The sequence below is a fragment of the Allobosea sp. NPDC055353 genome (genome assembly GCF_053644975.1).
In genome coordinates this window covers 224678-243691 of sequence record NZ_JBSHMC010000003.1, presented here as the reverse complement: position 1 = coordinate 243691, position 19014 = coordinate 224678, and the positions used below count along the sequence as shown (strand labels likewise).

The 19014-nt window shown below is 67.1% G+C and carries 17 protein-coding genes; 11 read left to right on the top strand and 6 right to left on the bottom strand.

The genetic code is table 11. From position 1 onward, the window contains the following. Window positions 1–33: 33 nt before the first annotated feature. The 8 genes from ACWIEX_RS21675 (at window position 34) to tam (ending at window position 7974) form a co-directional block, all read left to right on the top strand. Window positions 34–780, top strand: a complete 747-nt coding sequence (locus ACWIEX_RS21675; protein WP_454035020.1) for an SDR family NAD(P)-dependent oxidoreductase — start codon at window positions 34–36, stop codon at window positions 778–780. 8 nt (window positions 781–788) lie between these two features. After that, window positions 789–2006: an acyl-CoA dehydrogenase family protein gene (locus tag ACWIEX_RS21670; RefSeq protein ID WP_454035019.1), complete on the top strand. Its 1218-nt coding sequence runs from the start codon at window positions 789–791 to the stop codon at window positions 2004–2006. A gap of 4 nt (window positions 2007–2010) precedes the next feature. Continuing rightward, window positions 2011–3048 carry a phosphotransferase family protein gene (locus ACWIEX_RS21665; RefSeq protein WP_454035018.1) on the top strand — a complete coding sequence of 346 codons (1038 nt, stop codon included), beginning with the start codon at window positions 2011–2013 and terminating at the stop codon, window positions 3046–3048. 287 nt (window positions 3049–3335) lie between these two features. Beyond that, window positions 3336–4472 carry an ABC transporter substrate-binding protein gene (locus ACWIEX_RS21660; protein ID WP_454035017.1) on the top strand — a complete coding sequence of 379 codons (1137 nt, stop codon included), beginning with the start codon at window positions 3336–3338 and terminating at the stop codon, window positions 4470–4472. 35 nt (window positions 4473–4507) lie between these two features. Further along, window positions 4508–5551 (top strand): FecCD family ABC transporter permease, encoded by a 1044-nt coding sequence (locus ACWIEX_RS21655; protein ID WP_454035016.1) that lies wholly within the window; start codon window positions 4508–4510, stop codon window positions 5549–5551. Window positions 5552–5554: 3 nt separating this feature from the next. Continuing rightward, window positions 5555–6337: an ABC transporter ATP-binding protein gene (locus tag ACWIEX_RS21650; protein WP_454035015.1), complete on the top strand. Its 783-nt coding sequence runs from the start codon at window positions 5555–5557 to the stop codon at window positions 6335–6337. Between the two features lie 3 nt (window positions 6338–6340). Continuing rightward, window positions 6341–7135 carry a class I SAM-dependent methyltransferase gene (locus ACWIEX_RS21645; RefSeq protein WP_454035014.1) on the top strand — a complete coding sequence of 265 codons (795 nt, stop codon included), beginning with the start codon at window positions 6341–6343 and terminating at the stop codon, window positions 7133–7135. Window positions 7136–7188: 53 nt separating this feature from the next. After that, on the top strand, window positions 7189–7974 hold the full coding sequence (gene tam, locus ACWIEX_RS21640) for a trans-aconitate 2-methyltransferase (protein ID WP_454035013.1): 786 nt from the start codon (window positions 7189–7191) through the stop codon (window positions 7972–7974). 171 nt (window positions 7975–8145) lie between these two features. Here the strand turns inward: tam and ACWIEX_RS21635 are convergent, their stop codons facing one another. From ACWIEX_RS21635 to ACWIEX_RS21610, 6 genes are all read right to left on the bottom strand, one after another. After that, window positions 8146–9252, bottom strand: a complete 1107-nt coding sequence (locus ACWIEX_RS21635) for a DUF2218 domain-containing protein (RefSeq protein ID WP_454035012.1) — start codon at window positions 9250–9252, stop codon at window positions 8146–8148. Between the two features lie 11 nt (window positions 9253–9263). After that, window positions 9264–10376 (bottom strand): ABC transporter substrate-binding protein, encoded by a 1113-nt coding sequence (locus tag ACWIEX_RS21630; protein ID WP_454035011.1) that lies wholly within the window; start codon window positions 10374–10376, stop codon window positions 9264–9266. Continuing rightward, the gene (locus ACWIEX_RS21625; protein WP_454035010.1) at window positions 10373–11212 is read right to left on the bottom strand and encodes an alpha/beta hydrolase; all 840 of its coding nucleotides are present in this window, start codon (window positions 11210–11212) and stop codon (window positions 10373–10375) included. Before ACWIEX_RS21625 ends, ACWIEX_RS21630 begins: the two co-directional genes overlap by 4 nt. Before the next feature lie 8 nt (window positions 11213–11220). Further along, window positions 11221–13413: a TonB-dependent siderophore receptor gene (locus tag ACWIEX_RS21620; protein ID WP_454035009.1), complete on the bottom strand. Its 2193-nt coding sequence runs from the start codon at window positions 13411–13413 to the stop codon at window positions 11221–11223. 164 nt (window positions 13414–13577) lie between these two features. Continuing rightward, on the bottom strand, window positions 13578–14441 hold the full coding sequence (locus tag ACWIEX_RS21615; protein ID WP_454035008.1) for a helix-turn-helix transcriptional regulator: 864 nt from the start codon (window positions 14439–14441) through the stop codon (window positions 13578–13580). Window positions 14442–14573: 132 nt separating this feature from the next. Then, on the bottom strand, window positions 14574–15152 hold the full coding sequence (locus ACWIEX_RS21610) for a cupin domain-containing protein (protein ID WP_454035007.1): 579 nt from the start codon (window positions 15150–15152) through the stop codon (window positions 14574–14576). A gap of 323 nt (window positions 15153–15475) precedes the next feature. On the opposite strand from ACWIEX_RS21610, the gene ACWIEX_RS21605 reads away from it, so the two are divergent. Genes ACWIEX_RS21605 through ACWIEX_RS21595 form a run of 3 tightly spaced genes read left to right on the top strand, consistent with a single transcriptional unit; the run spans window position 15476 to window position 18999 of the window. Next, window positions 15476–17122: an amidohydrolase gene (locus ACWIEX_RS21605; protein WP_454035006.1), complete on the top strand. Its 1647-nt coding sequence runs from the start codon at window positions 15476–15478 to the stop codon at window positions 17120–17122. Between the two features lie 12 nt (window positions 17123–17134). After that, window positions 17135–18076, top strand: coding sequence for an ABC transporter permease (locus ACWIEX_RS21600; RefSeq protein ID WP_454035005.1), 942 nt, complete (start codon window positions 17135–17137; stop codon window positions 18074–18076). Between the two features lie 11 nt (window positions 18077–18087). Next, on the top strand, window positions 18088–18999 hold the full coding sequence (locus ACWIEX_RS21595; protein WP_454035004.1) for an ABC transporter permease: 912 nt from the start codon (window positions 18088–18090) through the stop codon (window positions 18997–18999). Window positions 19000–19014: the final 15 nt, after the last annotated feature.

Below are 19014 nucleotides of genomic sequence, written 5' to 3'. Positions count from 1 at the left end.
CGACAGTTACGGCTGTTCGAAGCGGGATGCCTGATGTTCGAGGATCTTTCGGGAAAGAGCGCCCTGGTGACGGGGGCGTCCGGTGGGCTGGGGCTGCATTTCGCGAAGCTGCTCGCGCATCATGGTGTCGAGGTCACGCTCGCGGCGCGCCGGCAATCCGCGTTGGATGAGGCGAGCGCGGAGATCGCCGCAGCGGGTGGTGCGGCGAAAACCATCCAGGTGGACGTCGGCGATGCCGCTTCGATCTCGGAGGCGCTCGACGGCCGGCATTTCGACATCCTCATCAACAATGCCGGCGTCAGCGGCGCCGGGCCTGCCGCTGTTCTCTCGGAAGCGGATTGGGATGCGGTGCTCGACACCAATCTGAAGGGCGTCTTCCTCGTCGCCCAGGCCGTGGCGCGCGGTATGCGCGAGGGTGGCAAGGGTGGCGCCATCGTCAACATCGCCTCGATCCTCGGCCACCGCGTCGCCGGCGGCGTCAGCGCCTATGCGGCCTCGAAGGCGGGCGTGATCCAGTTGACCAAGGCGCTGGCGCTGGAATGGGCGCGGGATCGCATCCGCGTCAACGCGCTCTGCCCCGGCTATATCGAGACCGACATCAATCGCGATTTCTTCGCGACCGAAGCCGGGCTGCAACTGATCAAGCGCATCCCGCAGCGCAGGCTCGGACAGCCGGAGGAACTCGACGGCGCCCTGCTGCTGCTTGCATCGAGCGCCGGCAGCTACATCACCGGCTCCACCATCGAGGTCGATGGCGGCCACCTCGTTTCGTCCCTGTGAGCACGGCCATGGATTTCGAGATTTCTCCCCGCATCGAGGATTATCGCGCGCGGATCGCCGCCTTCGTCGAACGCGAAATCCTGCCGCTCGAAGCGGACCAGTCCTCCTACGACGCCCATGGCAATATCGCGCTGCCTCTGCTCGATACCATGCGCGCCAAGGCGCGTGTCGCAGGGCTTTGGTGCCTGCAGCTCAAGCCCGAAACCGGCGGCGCAGGCTTGGGCAAGAGGGGTATGGCCGTTTGCTACGAGGAGATGAACCGTTCGATCTTCGGCCCGGTCGTCTTCAACTCGGCTGCGCCCGACGACGGCAACATGATGGTGCTGGAAGCTCTCGGCACGCCCGATCAGAAGGAGCGTTGGCTGAAGCCGATCGTCGAGGGCAGGGTTCGCTCCGCCTTCGCCATGACCGAGCCGCATCCGGGCGGCGGCTCCGATCCCTCGATGATCCAAACGAAGGCAGAGCGGCGCGGCGACAAGTATGTGATCAGCGGCCGCAAATGGTTCATCACCGGCGCGGAGGAGGCCAAGCACTTCATCCTCGTCGCCCGCACCTCGGACGATCCGCGCAACGGCCTCACCGCCTTCCTCTTCCATGCCGACCAGCCGGGCTGGCGCATCCTGCGCCGCATCGAGATCATGGGGCCGGAGGAGCATGGCGGCCATTGCGAGATCGAATTCGACGGGCTCGAAATCCCCGTCGCGGACGTGCTGGCCGGCGAAGGCAAGGGCATGAAGGTGACGCAGGTCCGCCTCGGCCCGGCCCGCCTGACCCATTGCATGCGCTGGCTCGGCCTCTCCAAACGCTGCATCGAGATCGCCCAGGCCTATGCCGCCGAGCGCTACGGCTTCGGCCAGCGCCTTGCCGATCGCGAGAGCATTCAGCTCAAGCTCGGTGACCTCGCCATGCGCATCGAGATCGGCCGGCTCCTGGTGATGAAGGCGGCCTGGGAGCTCGATCGCGGCGGCTTCGCCCGCAAGGAGGTCTCGATGGCCAAGGTCCAGGTCGCCAATGTCCTGCACGACGCCGCCGATGTCGCGATCCAGGTCAACGGCGCGCGCGGTTATTCGAAGGACACCGTGCTGGAATGGATCTACCGCTACGCCCGGCAGGCCCGCCTGGTCGACGGCGCCGACGAGGTCCACAAGATGGTGCTGAACCGCTTCCTCACGCAGGAAGGCCGGGATTTCTGGCACTGGCCCGTGGCCGGTGAGGCGCAGGGCTGAGGCGATGGCAGCGCCGGCGCCTGCCTCGATCGATTTCGATCCGGCCGCTTTGTCGAACCTCCTGCGGGAGCGCTTCGGTGTGGGCGATCTCAAGTTCGAACGCATCGGCGGCGGCCAGTCCAACCCGACTTATTTCGTCGATTGGGGGACGCGGCGCCTCGTGCTGCGCAAGCAGCCGGCCGGGCCGATCCTGCGCGGCGCCCATGCGATCGACCGCGAGTTCCGTGTGCTCGAAGCCCTGTCGCAGACGCAAGTGCCGGTGCCGCGCGCCGTGCTGTTCCATGCCGATCCGGAGCCGCTTGGCACGCCCTTCTATCTGATGGAGCGGCTGGAAGGCCGCGTCTTCCATGACGCTGCCTTGCCCGGTCTCGCGGCGAGCGAGCGTCATGGCCTCTATCTCGGCATGGCCGAGGCGCTGGCGAAGCTCCATGCGGTGAAGCCCGATGAGGTAGGCCTCGGCGATTTCGGCCGGCCGGGCAATTATTTCGAGCGCCAGATCGCGCGCTGGACCAAGCAGCTCAGGGAATCGCCGGGCGAGCCGATCCCCGAGCTGGAAGCGGTCGCCCAGTGGTTGCCGGCGCATCTGCCGGCCGATGACGGCCAGGTCTCGATCGCCCATGGCGATTTCAGGCTCGGCAACCTGCTCTTCCATCCCGAGAAGTCCGAAGTGATCGGCATCCTCGATTGGGAATTGTCGACGCTCGGCCACCCGCTCGCCGATCTCGGCTATTGCGCCATGCCCTGGCACACGGCGCCCGACGAATATGGCGGCATCCTCGGGCTCGACCGTGCCGCGCTCGGCATTCCCGCCGAGGCCGAATTCCTCGCGCATTACTATGCCCATGCCGTGCCGACGGCGCCGCTGCTGCGCTTCCACCTCGTCTTCGCGCTGTTCCGCTTCGCCGTGATCTTCGTCGGCATCGCCGATCGGGTCCGCACGGGCACGGCCGCCGCCGCCAATGCGGCCGAAGTCGCGCCGCTCGCCCGCCGTTTCGCAATCCGGGCGCGAGAGGCGATGGAGGGCGCGGAGAGGCTGTCCTGAGAGTCCGCTGCGAAGCCGCGCCGTCATTCCGGGCTTGACCCGGAATCCATCGGAGGGCGCTGCGCTCTATGATGGATCCCGGATCGGCGCTGCTGTGCAGCTTGTCCGGGATGACGCCGCGATCTGACCGGGCTTAGTAAGTTCAAGACAAGCTGTTTGTTTTGAAGTCTGTCTCTATTCTAAAATAACTCCAATTTAGATCGATTCAAAACAGTTAGAATTGCTTTGCCGTCCCAAGACGGGCTGTGTTAGCGCGAGGGCATCTTCCCCGGCAGGATGCTCTTCCGATGCCCGCTCCCCTTTGGCTTGCCCGTCTGTCTTCCGCCGTCCTGTTCGGTGCATCCATGCTGTTTGCCGGCGCCGCCGCCGCCGAGACGATCGAGGTCACCGATCTCGCCGGCCGCGTCGTCAATGTCACGCGCGACCCCCAGAAGATCGTGCTCAGCGAAGGCCGCCAGCTCTATACGCTGGCGATGCTGGACCGCGAGGACCCGTTCAAGCGCGTCGTCGGCTGGGGCAACGACCTGATCGAGAACGATCCGGGCGCCTGGCAGAAATATCTCGCGAAGTTCCCGAAGGCCAAGGACGTCGCGAACATGGGCAACCCCTATGCCGCCGATGTCAGCATGGAGAAGATCGCCTCGCTCGGCACCGAGGTCTATATCCTCGACCTCTCCAACTACTTCAAGGCGCAGGAGACGGGCCTGCTCGCCAAGCTCGAGAAAGCCGGCATCACCACGGTCTTCGTCGATTTCCGCCAGGACCCGACCCAGAACGTGCTGCCGAGCGTGCAGCTCCTCGGCCGCATCCTCGGCCGCGAAAAGGAGGCGAACGCCTTCGCTGATTACTATCTGCGCCAGACCCGCAGCATCTATGCCCGCGTCGGTTCGATCCCCGACAAGCAGAAGCCGATGGTCTTCGTCGAGCGCGCCGCCGGCCTGCTGCCCTGCTGCGCCACCTTCGGTCCGTTCAATTTCGGCCGCTATATCGAGGAGGCCGGCGGGCGCAACTGGGGCAGCCAGTTCTTCTCGGCCTTCCAGGCGCAGGCCGCGCAGGAAAAGGTGCTCGCCGACAACCCGGACGTCTATTTCCTCACCGGTGCGAACTGGTACGGCAGCAATCCCGGCAGCAGCGCGGTTGCGCTCGGCTATGACGCGACGCCGGAGCAGGTGCAGAAGCAACTGGTGGCGCTGATGAACCGCCCGGGCTTCCAGCAGCTCAAGGCCGTACAGGGCAAGAAGGTGATGGCCTTTTACCATCAGTTCTACGACATGCCCTATTACTTCATCGCCGAGCTCGCCATGGCGAAGGAGTTCTATCCGGACCGGTTCAAGGACGTCGATCCGGAAGCGGTCTTCAAGGAGTTCCACGAAAAATTCCTGCCGATCTCCTATTCCGGCGTGTTCTGGGCCAGGCTCCAGTGACGCTGGCCTGAGCGACGATGGCCGCAACCCTGCCCATGACGGCAACCGCCACCGGAGACTATCGCCGGCGCAATGCGCGCCGGCTGAAGCTCGTCCTCATCGGCGTCGTGGCGCTCGCTGTCGCGCTGGCGCTCGATGTCTCGATCGGGCCCGGCAATCTCCCGCTCGGGGATGTCCTGCGCACGCTGGTCGATCCGCAATCGGCGACGCCGCGGCTTGCCGTCATCGTCTGGGATTTGCGCCTGCCGATCGCGCTGATGGCGATGGCCGTCGGCGCCATGCTGGGCTTGAGCGGCGCCGGCATGCAGACCATCCTCGCCAACCCGCTGGCCGATCCGTTCACGCTCGGCGTCTCCGCCGCCGCGACGGTCGGCGCCTCCGTAGCGATCGTCTTCGGCTGGAGCGTCATCCCCGGCGCCGGCCCCTATATCGTCACCGCCAATGCCTTCGTCTTCGCGCTGTCGGCCTCGCTCGTGCTGTTCTTCATGACCAAGCTGCGCGGCGTCAGCCCCGAGACGATGATCCTCGTCGGCATCGCCCTGCTCTTCACCTGCAACGCCATCACCGCCCTGCTGCAATACCGCTCCAACGAAGTGCAGCTCACCCAGATCGTGTTCTGGACGCTGGGCAGCCTCGCCCGCGCGAGCTGGGAGAAGGTCGGCGTCGCCGCGCTCCTGATCGCGCTCGCCTTGCCGTTCTTCCTGATGCGCGGCTGGGCGCTGACGGCGCTCCGCCTCGGCGACGAACGGGCCGAGAGCCTCGGCGTCCGTGTCGATCGCCTGCGCCTGGAAATCCTCGTCGCGACCTCGCTGCTTGCGGCGGTCTCGGTCTCCTTCGTCGGCGGCATCGGCTTCATCGGCCTCGTCGGCCCGCATATCGCGCGGCTGCTCGTCGGCGAGGACCAGCGCTTCTTCCTGCCGACTGCGACGATCGCCAGCGCCGTGCTGCTGTCGCTCGCCTCGACCGTCTCCAAGGTCATCACGCCCGGCGTGATCTATCCGATCGGTATCATCACGGCGCTGATCGGCGTGCCCTTCTTCATCAGCCTGGTCATGTCGATCCGCGGACGGGGAGTCTGAGCGATGGCATTGCAGCTTCGCGATCTCGATTTCCGCTATGGCGCGACGCCGATCCTGCAGGGGTTGGGCACCGAAGCCCTGCCGCGCGGTGAGCTCGCTGCGCTGGTCGGCCCCAACGGCTCCGGCAAGTCGACCCTGTTCCGCTGCGCCGCCGGCCTGCTGCGGGCCGAGAGGGGCACGGTCGCGCTCGACGGCCATGACTTGTCAGTGCTTTCGCAGCGCGAGCGGGCCCGCAAGGTGTTCTATCTCGCACAGGACACAGGCGCGCGCGTCGCGCTCTCGGTCTTCGACATCATCCTGCTCGCCCGCAAGAGCCTGCATCGCGGCTATGCGCTCGCGGCGTCTCCGGAGGACACCCGCGCCGTCGAGGCGGTGATCGAGGAGCTCGGCCTCGCGCCCTTCGCCTCGCGCGATATCGCCACGCTCTCCGGCGGCCAGCGCCAGCTCGCCGCGATCGGCCAGGCGCTGGTGCGCGAGCCCGACGTGCTCCTGCTCGACGAGCCGACCAGCGCGCTCGACGTGCGCCGCCAGCTCGACGTCATGGCGACGATCCGCGAGGCGACGCGCCGGCGCGACATCGTCACGGTGGTGGCGATCCACGATCTCTCGCTCGCGGCGCGCTTTGCCGACCGGGTGCTTGTTATGAACTCCGGGCGCATCGCGCAGGCCGGCGCGCCTGCAGATGTGCTTGCACATCCGGCGGTCTCGGAGACATATGCGGTCGGCGTGCATCTGGAGCATTCGGCCCGGGGCACGCTTCTGGTCGAGCCCTATATTCAGGTCTGAGCGATGTCCGCGCCCGCCTCGCATGACAATTTCACCCTGAAGGAAGAGATTCGCGCCTATTGGTCGGCGCGGGCCGAGAGCTTCGATCTCTCCTTCGGCCACGCGATCAAATCGGACCGCGAGCTGAAGGCCTTTCAGCGCCTGATCGGCGATTCCTTCGGTCCCGGCCCTCTCGACGTGCTCGATCTCGCCTGCGGCACCGGCGAGATCACCCGTGCCCTGCTCTCGCTGAAGCACCGCGTCACCGCGCTCGACTTCTCCGAGGCGATGCTGGAACGCGCCCGCGCCAAGCATGGCAAGGCCGCCCGCTTCCGCCTCGGCGATGCCGAGCGCCTGCTCGACGAGGACGCGAGCTACGACGCAGCGATCACCCGCCATCTCGTCTGGACGCTGACCGATCCGGAAGCGGCCCTCAATGAGTGGTTCCGCGTGCTGCGTCCCGGCGGCCGCTTGCTGGTCATCGATGGCGACTGGGTCAACCGCACGCGCTGGCAGGCGCTGGTCAACCGCTTCGGCACCTGGCTGCGCGCGAAGCGCGGCGCGGCCGTCCACCAGATCGACGCCGACACCCATGCCTCGATCACCAGCCGCTTCTATTTCAAGGATGGCCTGAGCCGGCAGCAGCTCGAAGCGATGCTGACGGCCGCCGGCTTCACCGACATCGTCCCGGCCGATTACATCCAGGTCGTGCGCGAGCAGCAGCGCGCGGCGCCGCTGCATGACGCGATCAGGCTGGCCTCCTCGACCCGTTTCGCTCTCCTTGCGCGCAAGCCTGCCGACGCAGTCGTTTCGCGCTAGGAGAGATCGATAGCCTGCTGCTCTCAGCGCGGGTTGCGAGACAGGAGCGAGCGATGAATGCCAAGCCGGATTGGGACGCCACGCAATATCTGCGCTTCGAGGACGAGCGCACGCGCCCGCCTGCCGACCTTCTCGCGCGCGTGCCGCTGAGCCAGCCCAGGCGCTGCATCGATCTCGGCTGCGGCCCCGGCAACAGCACGGAGCTGGTCGCGGCCCGCTACCCCGATGCGGTCAATGAAGGCCTCGATTCCTCGCCGGACATGCTGGAGAAGGCGCGCAAGCGCCTGCCCGACCTCTCCTTCATCCTTGGTGATGTAAACACATGGTCCGATGCGGCGGGCTACGACGTGATCTTCGCCAATGCCGTGCTGCAATGGCTGCCGGATCATGCCGCGCTGTTCCCGCGTCTGGCGCGCTCGCTGACATCCGGCGGCTGTCTGGCCGTACAGATGCCGAACAATCTCAACGAGCCCTCGCATATCGCGATGCGCGAGGTCGCGGCCGAAGGTCCCTGGGCGGAGAAGCTCGCGAACGCAAAGGCCGAGCGTGCCACGATCGGCTCCTTCGGCGATTACCGGCGCTGGCTGGGCGAAGCCGGCTGCCGCGTCGATATCTGGCAGACGACTTATGTCCATGCGCTCGCCAATCGCGAAGCCATCGCCGAATGGTTCAAGAGCACCGGCCTGAAGCCTTATCTCGACCGTTTGGCGGCCGAGGAGCAGAAGGACTTCTTCGCCCGCTATCTCGAGCGCATCGCGCCGCATTACCCGGTCGAGAGTGACGGCAAGGTGCTGCTGCGCTTCCCGCGGCTGTTCATCGTGGTGGTGCGCGAAGGCTAGGACCTGCAACTTTTTGCTTTGAAACGCGGAGTCATCCCGGACGTAGCGAAGCGGAGATCCGGGATCCATGCCTGAACCTTGATCGGAAGCGCTCCGGCATGGATCCCGGGTCAAGCCCGGGATGACCCCGCGTGGTTCCGAGTCAAATCAGGATATCCAAGCTCCGAGCGGTCAGCTTGGGGCCGCTTCCGCCTTCTTGGCCGCGACATGCTCCTCGTCCGAGGCTCCGGCGCGCCAGTAGCTGACGACGAGGTTCTGGTCGCGCTCCGGCCTGAGCTTGCCGCGCGACGCCGCCCGGATCGCCTTGAACGTGGCATGCTCGGCTGCCGCCCAGAGATAGGTCGAGGGCCCGTCCGCCGGCCAGTCGATCGTCGCGAAGGCGTCCTGCAGCAGCGGCAGGCTGCCCGGCGCCGCCGCGCCACGATGTAGCCAGGTCAGCATCATGCCGGCCGGGTGGCGCAGGGGTTGTTCCTCGCTGGCATCGGCGATCTCGATGAAGACCTGTCCCTTGGCCTCCGCCGGCAGGTTCTCCAGCATCCGCGCCACGGCCGGCAATCCGGTCTCGTCGGCAAGAAAGACATAGCGCTCGGCCGGCTTGAGGCCGCGTCCGCCGGGTCCTGCCATGCCGATCCGGTCGCCGACCTTGGCCCGGAACGCGAAGGCCGAGCCCGGTCCGGCATCCTCATGCAGCACGAAATCGAGCGCGAGCGTGCCCGCAGCGACGTCGATCTCGCGGATCGTGTATTTGCGTACCAGCGGCTTGGTTTCGGCTGGCGAAGGCAGCAGCAGACCGTCATCGCCCACCATCGGCCAGCTCGGCTCGGCCACGCCCTCGGGCGGGATGAAGAGCCGCACATGCAGCGCGTCGATCTGATCGTAGCGCGCGAGGTTCTCAGCCACGAAGCGGATGCGGGCCATATGCGGCGTGATCCGCTCGACGCCGGTGACCGTCAGGATGCGGAACTCGGGTGGCAGGGCAGGACCGGTGCCGTCGCCGGTCCAGCGCATCTCCGGTGCAGCGTCCTTCGGGGCGAACTCGATGACATGGCTGGCGATGGCCCGCTTCATGCCGAGCAGGGTGGAGAGATCAGGCGCCTCGACATGGACATCGAGCGCGGCTGTCGTGAGCTCGATCCGCGCGTGGCTGCCGTCGAGAGCGATGAGCGTCGTGCCACCCTGTTCCGTGATGACGGCCTCATGCTCGACGAGGTGTTCGCAGAGTGGCTTCAGGACGCCCGCGGGGTCGGCGAGCGCGATCCGGGTCGAGGTAGCGAGCATGCTGGTCTCCGTCAGGCTTTTGGCGCCGCCGCGATCCAGAGCGTCCCGTCCAGCGGGATCGCCGAGAAGCGGGCGCCCTCGGCAAGCGTCGCGGCGGGGTCGATATCGGCGAAGCGCTCCGGATGGAGCCATTTCGCCAGGACCTCGATCGCGACGACATGCAGCGGGGTGTCGTTGAACAGATGCCAGAAGCCGAAGGCGCGGCGCTTCTCGATAGCGCTGAGCATCTTGAGCGACGGCGTGGAGAGAAGCTTGGCGAAGCTCGCGGCCGCGTCGGTCTCGCTGACGCCGAGGCCGAGCACGAGCCCGCCGAGCTTGGCGAGATGCGTGCCGCCGGTCGCGATATAGACGTCCGGGTCGGCGCCGATCAGCTGTTCGAGACCGATCTGCCCGGTCGCGCCCGGCAGCATCGCGGCGGCGATGTTGCGCCCGCCCGCGGCCTGAATGAATTCGTTGAACGTGCCCTGCCCGGCCGTCATGCAGCAATCGTAGCCACCGGCATGGGCGTGGATGAAGACGGAGGGGCGTTTCGCGTCGGCGACCCGGCCCGCGATCCGCTTCATCCGCTCTTCATAGAAGGCGATCAGCTTTTCCGCCTGCTCTTGCTGCCCGGTGAGGATGCCGAGTGCCCTGAGGCTCGGCACGGTGTCGCGCAGCGGTTCCAGGAAGAAATCCACGACCGCGACCGGGATACCCGCGGCTTCCAGCTTCTCGACGAGATCGCCGGGGCCACGGCGCGTGCCGGCGAGCGATTTGCTGAGCACGACGAGATCCGGCCCGAGCGCGATCGCCTTTTCCAGCGAAAACCCGGCAGCCGTCCCGCCGTCGCCGACGAGAGGAAGCGCATTGATCGCTGGGAAGCGCGCCCGGTAGCGGGCAAGCCCGTCCGGGTTCTGCCGTTCGAGATCGCTGCCCCAGCCGGCGAGGATGCTGACGGGATCGGGATGGATCAGGCCGAGCGCGTTGAGCTGGCGGCCCTGCGCCAGCAAGATACGCCTGGCCGGCGCGGCGAGCTTGACGGTGCGGCCGAGGACATCGGTGGCGACGACCGGCGCGGCGGCCATGGCCGGTCGGATCGGCAGGCTCAAGCCGCCCAGGATCAGCGAGCGTCTGTCGAGCATCATGCTGCCGCCGCCTTGTCCTGAGCCGTACCGGCGAGCGCGAAGGCGACAGTGCGCGAGAGCATCGGCAGGATCACCGAGACATGGTTCTCGCCCGGGAATTCGGTGAAGCTGCAGGCGACGCGGCCCGAGGCCCGCAGGCGCTCCGCCATTTCGGCGGCATTGTCACGCATCCGAGCCCGCGCGAGGCGCTCGGCTCGCTGCGGGGTTACGGCGAGGATGGGTACCTGCTCATGGCTGCCGACCGTGATCAGGAGCCGCCCGGCGGGAGCCGAACCGCCGCGCCGGAACGCTTCTTCGCTCGCCAGGATGGCGCGATCCTGCCACCAGATCGACGGGCTGCCGGCGACATGGGCCTCGAACAGGCCGGGTCGCGTGAACAGCGCGTGCAGCACGAACAGGCCGCCATAGGAATGGCCGGCGAGCGCGCGCCTTGCCGGGTCGAGCGGCGCGATCCGCGCGACGGCAGGCAGGATCTCGCCGACGAGCATGTCGAGAAAGCGGTCGGCGCCGCCAGTGACGGGCAGGAGGTCGCGCTGGCGCCGCTCCGCATCGAAGGGCCGTTCATCGGGATAGCCGATGCCGATGACGACGGCGGGACCGAGGCCGGTCGCTTCCGGGCGCTGCGCCTGCAGGCGGGCGGCCGTGGCGGCCACCGGGAACAGCGCGTGGCCGTCGACCAGCACGAGGCTTGGAAAGCCGCGTGCGGGTGCAGGGCCTTCCGGCACGGAGATCAGCAGCCGGTAGCGTGAGCCGTCCCCTGCCTCGAAGTCGCGCTGCCAGGCCTGCGGCAGCGTGACGGGAGCGAAGCCGATATCGGGAGGGCTTTCCGGCTGCATCGGCGACCTCACCAGCGGTAGGACAATGTCGCGAGGACCGTGCGGCGCAGACCGAAGGAGCACTGCGTCGTGCCGTAACAGCCGGAGATATATTCCTTGTCGAACAGGTTCTGGGCGTTGACCTGCACCTTCCAGCCCTTGAGCGCCGGGCTGGCCGCGGCGAGATCGTAGCTGATCGCGGCATCGACCAGCGTGTAGGCCGGCGTCGAGAAGGTGTTGGCGGGGTCGCCGGCGCCGCTGCCGACATAGCGCACGCCCGCGCCGAGGCCGAGGCCCGAGAGCAGGCCCGTCCGGAAGGTGTAATGCCCCCAGAGCGCTGCGGTATGGCGCGGCACGACGGTCGGGCGCTTGTGCAGGTCGACGCCGCTGCTCTTGGTCACCTCGGCATCGGTATAGGTATAGGCCGCGACGAGATCGAGATTCTCGAACACGGTCGCGCGCGCCTCGACCTCGATGCCCCGCGCGCGGACCTCGCCAGTCTGGATCTGGAAGGTCGGATGGGCGAGGTCGGTCGTCGGAACATTGGTCTGGGTCAGCTGGTAGACCGAGGCCTGCAGGAAGGCGTTCGCGCCCGGCGGCTCGTATTTGAAGCCGGCCTCGAACTGTTCGCCCTCGGTCGGCTTGAACGGCGTGCCCGCGAAGGTCGTGCCTGCCTGCGGATCGAACGAGGTCGAATAGCTGGCATAGGGCGCGAAGCCGTTGTCGAAATTGTACATCAGCGCGACGCGGCCGGTGCGCGCGGTATCGTCCTGCTTGGTCAGCACGCCCGTGCTCATCGCCCGGGTACGGGCCTCGGCCCGGTCGAAGCGCCCGCCGACGACCAGCGAGAGCCGGTCGAGCTTGATCTGGTCCTGCAGGTAGATGCCGTACTGGGCCGTGGTCTGCTTCGTGCCGGCCAGCGCGGGCAGGGCGAAGGGCAGGCGGCCATAGATCGGGTTGGTGAAATCGAGCGTCTGCACCGTGCCGCCGGCGCCGGTGAAGGCGGTACCATCAGTCCAGTAGCCGTCGACGCCGAACAGGACCTTGTGGGTCAGCGGTCCCGTGCGGAAATCGGCCTGGAGCTGGTTGTCGATGCCGGCGGTGCGCGCCTTCTCGTTCGACATCGTCACGCGGCGCGTCAACGTCTTCTGGTCGGCCGCGATGCCACCGACCGCGACGGTCCGGAACCGCGATTCGAGATCGGACACGCGGACGTTCTGGCGGAAGCTGAAGATGTCGTTGAAGCGATGCTCGAAGGCCCAGCCGAGATTGGCCTGGTTGCGGCTATAGCCCTCGAAACGCGGCTCGCCGGGGAAGAATTCGCTGCGAATGCGGCCGGCTCGGCTCGGCAGGACGGTACCGACCGCCGGGATGAAGCCGTAGAAGCCGGTTTCGGGATCGCGCTGGAACGAGGCCATCAGCGTGAAGCTCGTCGCGCCGTTGGGCCGGTAGGTGAGGGAGGGCGCGATGAAGATGCGCTGGTCCTGCGTGTAGTCGACCTGCGTGTCGGCCGTCCGGCCGAGCCCGACCACGCGATAGAGCCAGGTCTTCTGCGGGTCGATCGGCCCGCCGACATCGAAGGCCATCTCGGCGCGCTGCCGGTCGCCGAAGCGGAACTGGACCTCGCCGTGCTTCTCGTCGCGCGGGCGCTTGCTGACCATGTTGATCAGGCCGCCGGGCTTGACCTGCCCGAACACCACCGAGGACGGGCCGCGCAGCACCTCGACCCGTTCCAGCCCCCAGGGTTCGAAGGACGGCACGAGGAAGTTGACGCCGCGCAGGTAGCGCAGGCCGTCGAGATTGTTGACGAAGCCGGCGCCGGTTCCGGCGCCACCGAAGCCGCGGATGAAGACGCTGTCATAGCGGCCGCCCGAGGACAGGCGCGTCTCGCCGAGCACGCCGGCGCTGTAGCGCAGGGCCTGGCTGACCGTGGTCGCGCCCTGGTCGTCCATCTGGTCGCGGGTGACGACCGTGATCGATTGCGGCGTCTCCATGATCGGCGTGTCGGTCTTCGTCGCGGTCTCGCTGCGGCGGGCGACATAGCCGTTGACCGGACCGCTGGCGCGCTCGCCCTGGACCTCGATGGTGTCGAGGCCGATCGCCGTATTGGCCGGCTGCGCGGCGTTCTGCGCCAGTGCCGTGCCTGCTCCGCCGACGACGAGCGCGGCCAAAGCCACGCCGGTCCGCCACATCGCGCGATTGCTGCCGTTGATCCCGATCATGCCCGTAATCCTGCCCCTGGCGCCTGCGCACCCTCGTCTCCGGGGTTCTTTCAGGAAGGCTGTCGAGCCGGCAACGCGCTTGGCTTTCGATCGCGGCAGTATTTCTTTCGGTCGCGTTTCGAACGCGTCCAAGCAAGAACGGGAGGGCGGATTCATCGCCGGAATCAGCGCAGGGCGCTGGGCGCGATGCCGAAACGCTTGCGGAACAGCCCGGAGAAATGCGCCGGGCTGTAGCCGACCTGGAAGGCTGCGACGGCGATGCTGGTCTCTCCGCTCGCGATCATCGCATAGGCCTGCTGCAGGCGCTGCTCCTGCAGGTATTCGAAGACGCTGGCGCCGAATTCCGCCCGGAAGGCCGAGGTGAGCTTCGTCGGATTGAGGCCGCTTTCGCGCGCCAACTCCGCCAGGCCGGGCGGTTCGCGCAGGGTCTCGAGCAGCCGGTCGCGGGCGGCATGGACCTGCTCGCGCAGGCGCGGGCTGAGCCGGGCCGGGCGGGTGGGGCGCTCGCCGAGCATCCGGTCCAGCACAAGCGCGCCGAGTTCCAGCGCCTTGCCGGCGAGATAGAGCGGGCGGAGCGCCTCGCCGACCTGGCATTCCGCCATCTGGAGCGCCAGCGACCGGATCGGAGCATCGGCCGGGCGCACCCAGAAACCCGCCCCGTCGGAGCAGGCAAGACGCGCGGCCTTTGCGACGTGGGGGCCGAATTCGCGCGCGACGAAATCGAAGTCGAACTGTATCAGCGCGCAGCGCAGGGTGCCGTCTGCAAGGCCGGTGCGCTGCTGCATGTGCTCGCCGCCATTGGCGGCGATGAGGACGGCCGGTCCGTCGAGAACGACGGCCGGGCGATCGTCGAGCTCCAGCGCCTGACGGCCTTCGAGCATGACCGCGACCTTGAGTCCCGGCCGCATCGGCCCGACGATCCGCTCGCCTTCCTGGATCAGGAAGGTGCCGGCCGAGAGCGAGAGATTGCGCGAGAACAGCTCCAGGCTCGTGGCGGATTTCTGGGCTGAGCTGGAACCGGCGTGCATCGCGACCTCTGTTGAGCTGCGAAGCCTAACCGACACTGCAGTAAAAATCAAGCAATATCAATAGTTTAAATGAATTCTAAGGTTCATGCGGTATCGCCGCGCAAGTATCGGCAAGCCTGTGCCGCCGCCATTTCAAAGATAGGGCGGGGTGCAGGCGCTGACCACGATGCAGCGTTCCGTCCCGATATTGCGATAGCGATGCGGGATGCGGCTGTCGAAGAGATAGGCATCGCCCGGTTTCAGCACCTTGATCTGGTCGCCGACGGTGATCTCGAGCTCCCCGGCCAGCACCACCCCGCCCTCATGGGATTCATGCTTGAGCATGGCGGCCCCGGTATCGGCCCCGGGATCGTAGGACTCGTGCAGGATCTGCAGGTTATGGGCCTGGGCGTCTCCGACCTGGCGGAAGGACATCTGGCCCCGGCTCTCGCCGCCATTGACCTGATGCAGGCGCGAGGTCAGGTCGAGCAGGTCCGAGGCCTCGAAGAAGACCTTGTCGCGCGGCGTCCGTTCCTCGTCAAAAAAATTGACCATGGTCATCGGAATCCCGTCGAGGATCTTGCGCAGGGATGCAACCGACGGGCTGTTCCGGTTCTGCTCGATCAGCGAGATCAGGCTATGGGTCACGCCGGAGCGCGCCGCGAGTTCGCGCTGGGAAAGCCCGGCCGTAAGCCTGATTTCCTTTAGCCTTCCGCCGACATCAAAACTCATTGTCGCTCCGTTTCCCCATTCTGCGCGCCTTGTCTTTCCTGCGCGTTATGCAGGGCGCGCCTGTTCGCGGCCCTTGCCATGTTCAATATTCTGAGCAATGCTGCCGGAAAGCCATAAGAAAATAGTGTCATGGGGAACTGGCGGAGTGGCATAGTTTTCGCGATCAGAGCGCACCGTTCAGACTAAAATCCCCATTCGATACGATAGGGCTGCAGGGAAGCGGTGTTCCGTTTCCGTGTGACGGGAGATGCTTGCCGAACACTATCGCTTCGCCAATGCCCCGCGGCGAGAATTCAACAGGGAAAGCAAGGTAAGCCGGGTCGATGACGCAAGCCGAAACTGTTTTGTTGAATGGCCGCATCTTCTGCGGTTTGGCGGAAGGCTTCGCGGAAGCCCTGGCGATCGGTGGCGGCAAGGTGCTGGCGGCGGGTTCTGCCGCCGAGATCGCCGCATTCCAGGGGCCGGACACCAAGGTCGTGGACCTCGCCGGCCGCGTCGCCATTCCCGGCCTCAACGACGCGCATATGCATCTGCTGCCGCTCGGTCTCGCCATGAGCGAGGTCAATCTGCGCCCCGAGGAGGGCGTCAACAGCATCGACGAGGTCCTGCGCCGCATCGCCGCCGCCGTGAAGGGCAAGAGGCCCGGCGAATGGGTCACCGGCCGGGGCTACGACCATAACGAACTCGCTGAGGCCCGCCACCCGACGGCGGAAGAACTCGACCGCGTTTCGCCGGACAATCCCGTCTATATCAAGCGCACCTGTGGCCATGTCGGTGTCGTCAACAGCCGGGCCATGGCGGCGGCCGGCATCGGCCACAATACGCCGAGCCCCGATGGCGGCCTGATCGAGCGTCGCGACAACAAATTGACCGGCCTGCTCGCCGAGAGCGCCATGCGCCTGATCGTCCAGGCGATGCCGCGCCCCAGCGCTGCCGAACTGAAGGCCGCGATCGAAAAGGCCGGGCACTACATGCTCGCGCAGGGCTTCACCAGCGTGATGGATGCCGGCGTCGGCATGGGCGCCGGTATGGCCGAGATTGAGGCCTATGAGGAGGTCGCGCGTGCCGGCACCCTGCCGGTCCGCACCTGGGTCTGCATCTACGGCAATGCCGACGGGATCGGCGACGAGGCCCATGCGGCCGGCTATCGCTTCGGCCGCGAGACCGGCCTGCTGCGCTATGGCGCGATGAAGGTCTTCGGCGACGGTAGTGCCGGCGGCCTGACCGCGGCGATGAGCGAGCCCTACCGCGTCGGCGATCCCGATAACCGCGGCATCTTCATCTATTCCGATGCCGACATGCATCGCTATCTCCGGCACTACCACGAGCTCGGCTACCAGCTCGCGATCCATGCGATCGGCGATGCCGCGATCGAGCAGGTGCTCTCCGGCATGGAGAAGGCCGACAGCCCGGAGCATCCGATCAAGGGGCGCCGCCACCGCATCGAGCATTGCGGCTTCCTCACCGACGGCCAGCTCGCGCGCATGGCTGCCGCCGGCATCGACCCGGTGCCGCAGCCGGCCTTCATCTACGAATTCGGCGATCTCTACGTGATCAATCTGGGCGAGGAGCGCGCCGGCGCTTCCTATCCGATGCGCAAATGGCTCGATGGCGGCCTGCATGCGGCGGCGAGCTCGGATGCCCCCGTCTGCGCCACCGATCCGTTCAAGAACCTCTTCACCATGGTCACCCGCCGGACCAAGCGCCATACCGAGATCGGCGGCACGGAGCGCTTGAGCATGGAAGAGGCCGTGCACGCCTATACGCTGCTCGGCGCCTATACCCAGTTTGCCGAGGACAGGGTCGGCCGGCTCGTTCCGGGCCAACTCGCCGACATCGCGGTGCTCTCGCACGATATCTTCGCGATCCCTGTCGGTGAGGTCGAGAACGACGTGCGTTGCGACCTGACCTTGCTCGGCGGTGCGGTGGTCTTCGACCGTCACGGCCAGCTCGCAGCCGCCGCGCAATAGGGAGGCGCCCTCATGCTGCGGCATACGCTGCAAAGGCTGCTGCTGGTCCTGCCGGTGCTGTTCGGCGTGCTGCTGATCGGCTTCCTGCTGATGCAGGTGGTGCCGACGGACCCGGCCCAGGTCCGTGCCGGCCCGAACGCGACCCAGGACGTGGTCGAGGCCATTCGTCAGGAGCTGGGGCTCAACGAACCGCTCTGGAAGCAGTTCGCGATCTATATCGGGCGCCTGGCGCAGGGCGATCTCGGCGTCTCCATCATCAACAATGTCCCGGTGACGCAGGAACTCGGCAACACCATCGGCCCGACGCTCGAGCTGATGCTGGCCTCGCTGGTCTGGGCGATTCCGCTGGGCATGTTCCTCGGCACCGTCGGCGCCTATTACCGGGGCTCGCTGATCGACCGCGCGATCATGGCGGTCTCGGTTGCCGGCGTCTCGCTGCCGGTCTTCTTCCTCGGCCTCGGGCTGATCTGGCTCTTCGGCTTCAAATACCCGATCCTGCCCTTCACCGGTCGCATGGGCCCGCTCTGGACCTGGGAAGGGCTGCAGGGGATCATCCTGCCGGCGATCACGCTGGGCGGCGTCTTCGTCGGCCCGGTCGCCCGCATGACCCGCACCTCGGTGCTCGACGAGCTCGGCGCCGATCATGTCCGCACCGCCCGCGCCAAGGGGCTCGGCGAGGCCAGGGTCGTGCTGCGTCACACCCTGCGCAATGCGCTCGTCCCGGTCGTCACGCTGATCGGCCTGCAGATCGGCTTCCTGCTCGGCGGCGCCGTCGTCACCGAAACCGTGTTCTCCTGGCCGGGTATCGGCCGGCTCGCGGTCGGCGCCATCCTGTCGAGCGACCTGCCGATGGCGCAGGGCACGATCATCATGCTCTCGCTCGGCTTCATCCTGGTCAATCTCGCGGTGGACGTCCTCTATGCCGTGCTCGACCCGCGCGTGAGGGGCACCTGATGGGCTCTCCCATGAAGCTCGAACGCGATGCGCTCCAGCCCGGCGCCAGGACGGTCGAGGCCGCCGTGAGCGTTGCCGCCGCCGCGCCCGTTCGCCGGAAGACCGTGTTCCGGATGCTGCTCTCCGATGCCGGCTCCTGCGTCGCGCTGGCGCTCGTCGTCCTCGCCATCCTCTGTGCGGCCTTCGCGCCCTGGCTCGCGCCGACCGACCCCTTCGGCAACGACCTCGCCAACACGCTGAAGCCGCCGGGCGAGATGGGCCTGCTCGGCACCGACGGGCAGGGCCGCAACATGATCACGCGCCTGCTCTTCGGACTGCGCACGAGCTTGCTGATGGGCCTCGCCTCGGTCGTCTTCGGCTGCACGATCGGCGGCGTCATCGGCTTCTCCGCCGCCTATTATCCGAAGGCGTCGGGCGTGCTGATGCGGTTCATGGACATCCTGCTGTCCTTCCCCGCGATCCTGTTCGGCCTCGCCATCGCCGCGATCTTCGGGCCGGGCCTGCCGGCGGTCATCATCGCGCTGACGATCGCGACCGTGCCGCTGATGGCGCGCGTGGTGCGCGGCTCGGCGCTGGTCGTGCTGCAGCAGGGCTATATCGAGGCGGCGCGCTCGCTCGGTCTCAGCGATCTGCGCATCATCCTGCGCTATGTCCTGCCGAACTGCCTCTCGGCGATGTTCGTCTTCATCACCCTGCGCTTCGGCCAGGTCATCCTGCTCGGTGCAGCGCTGTCCTTTCTGGGCCTGGGCGCCCAGCCGCCGACGGCCGAGCTTGGAGCCATGGCGGCGGACGGGCGCAACTTCCTGTTCTTCGCGCCGCATGTCTCGGTCCTGCCGAGCCTGGTGATCTTCGCGGTGGTGCTCGCCTTCAACGTGCTCGGCGATTCCCTGCGGGACGCCCTCGATCCGAAGCTGCGCAAATAGCAGCGGATATCAACC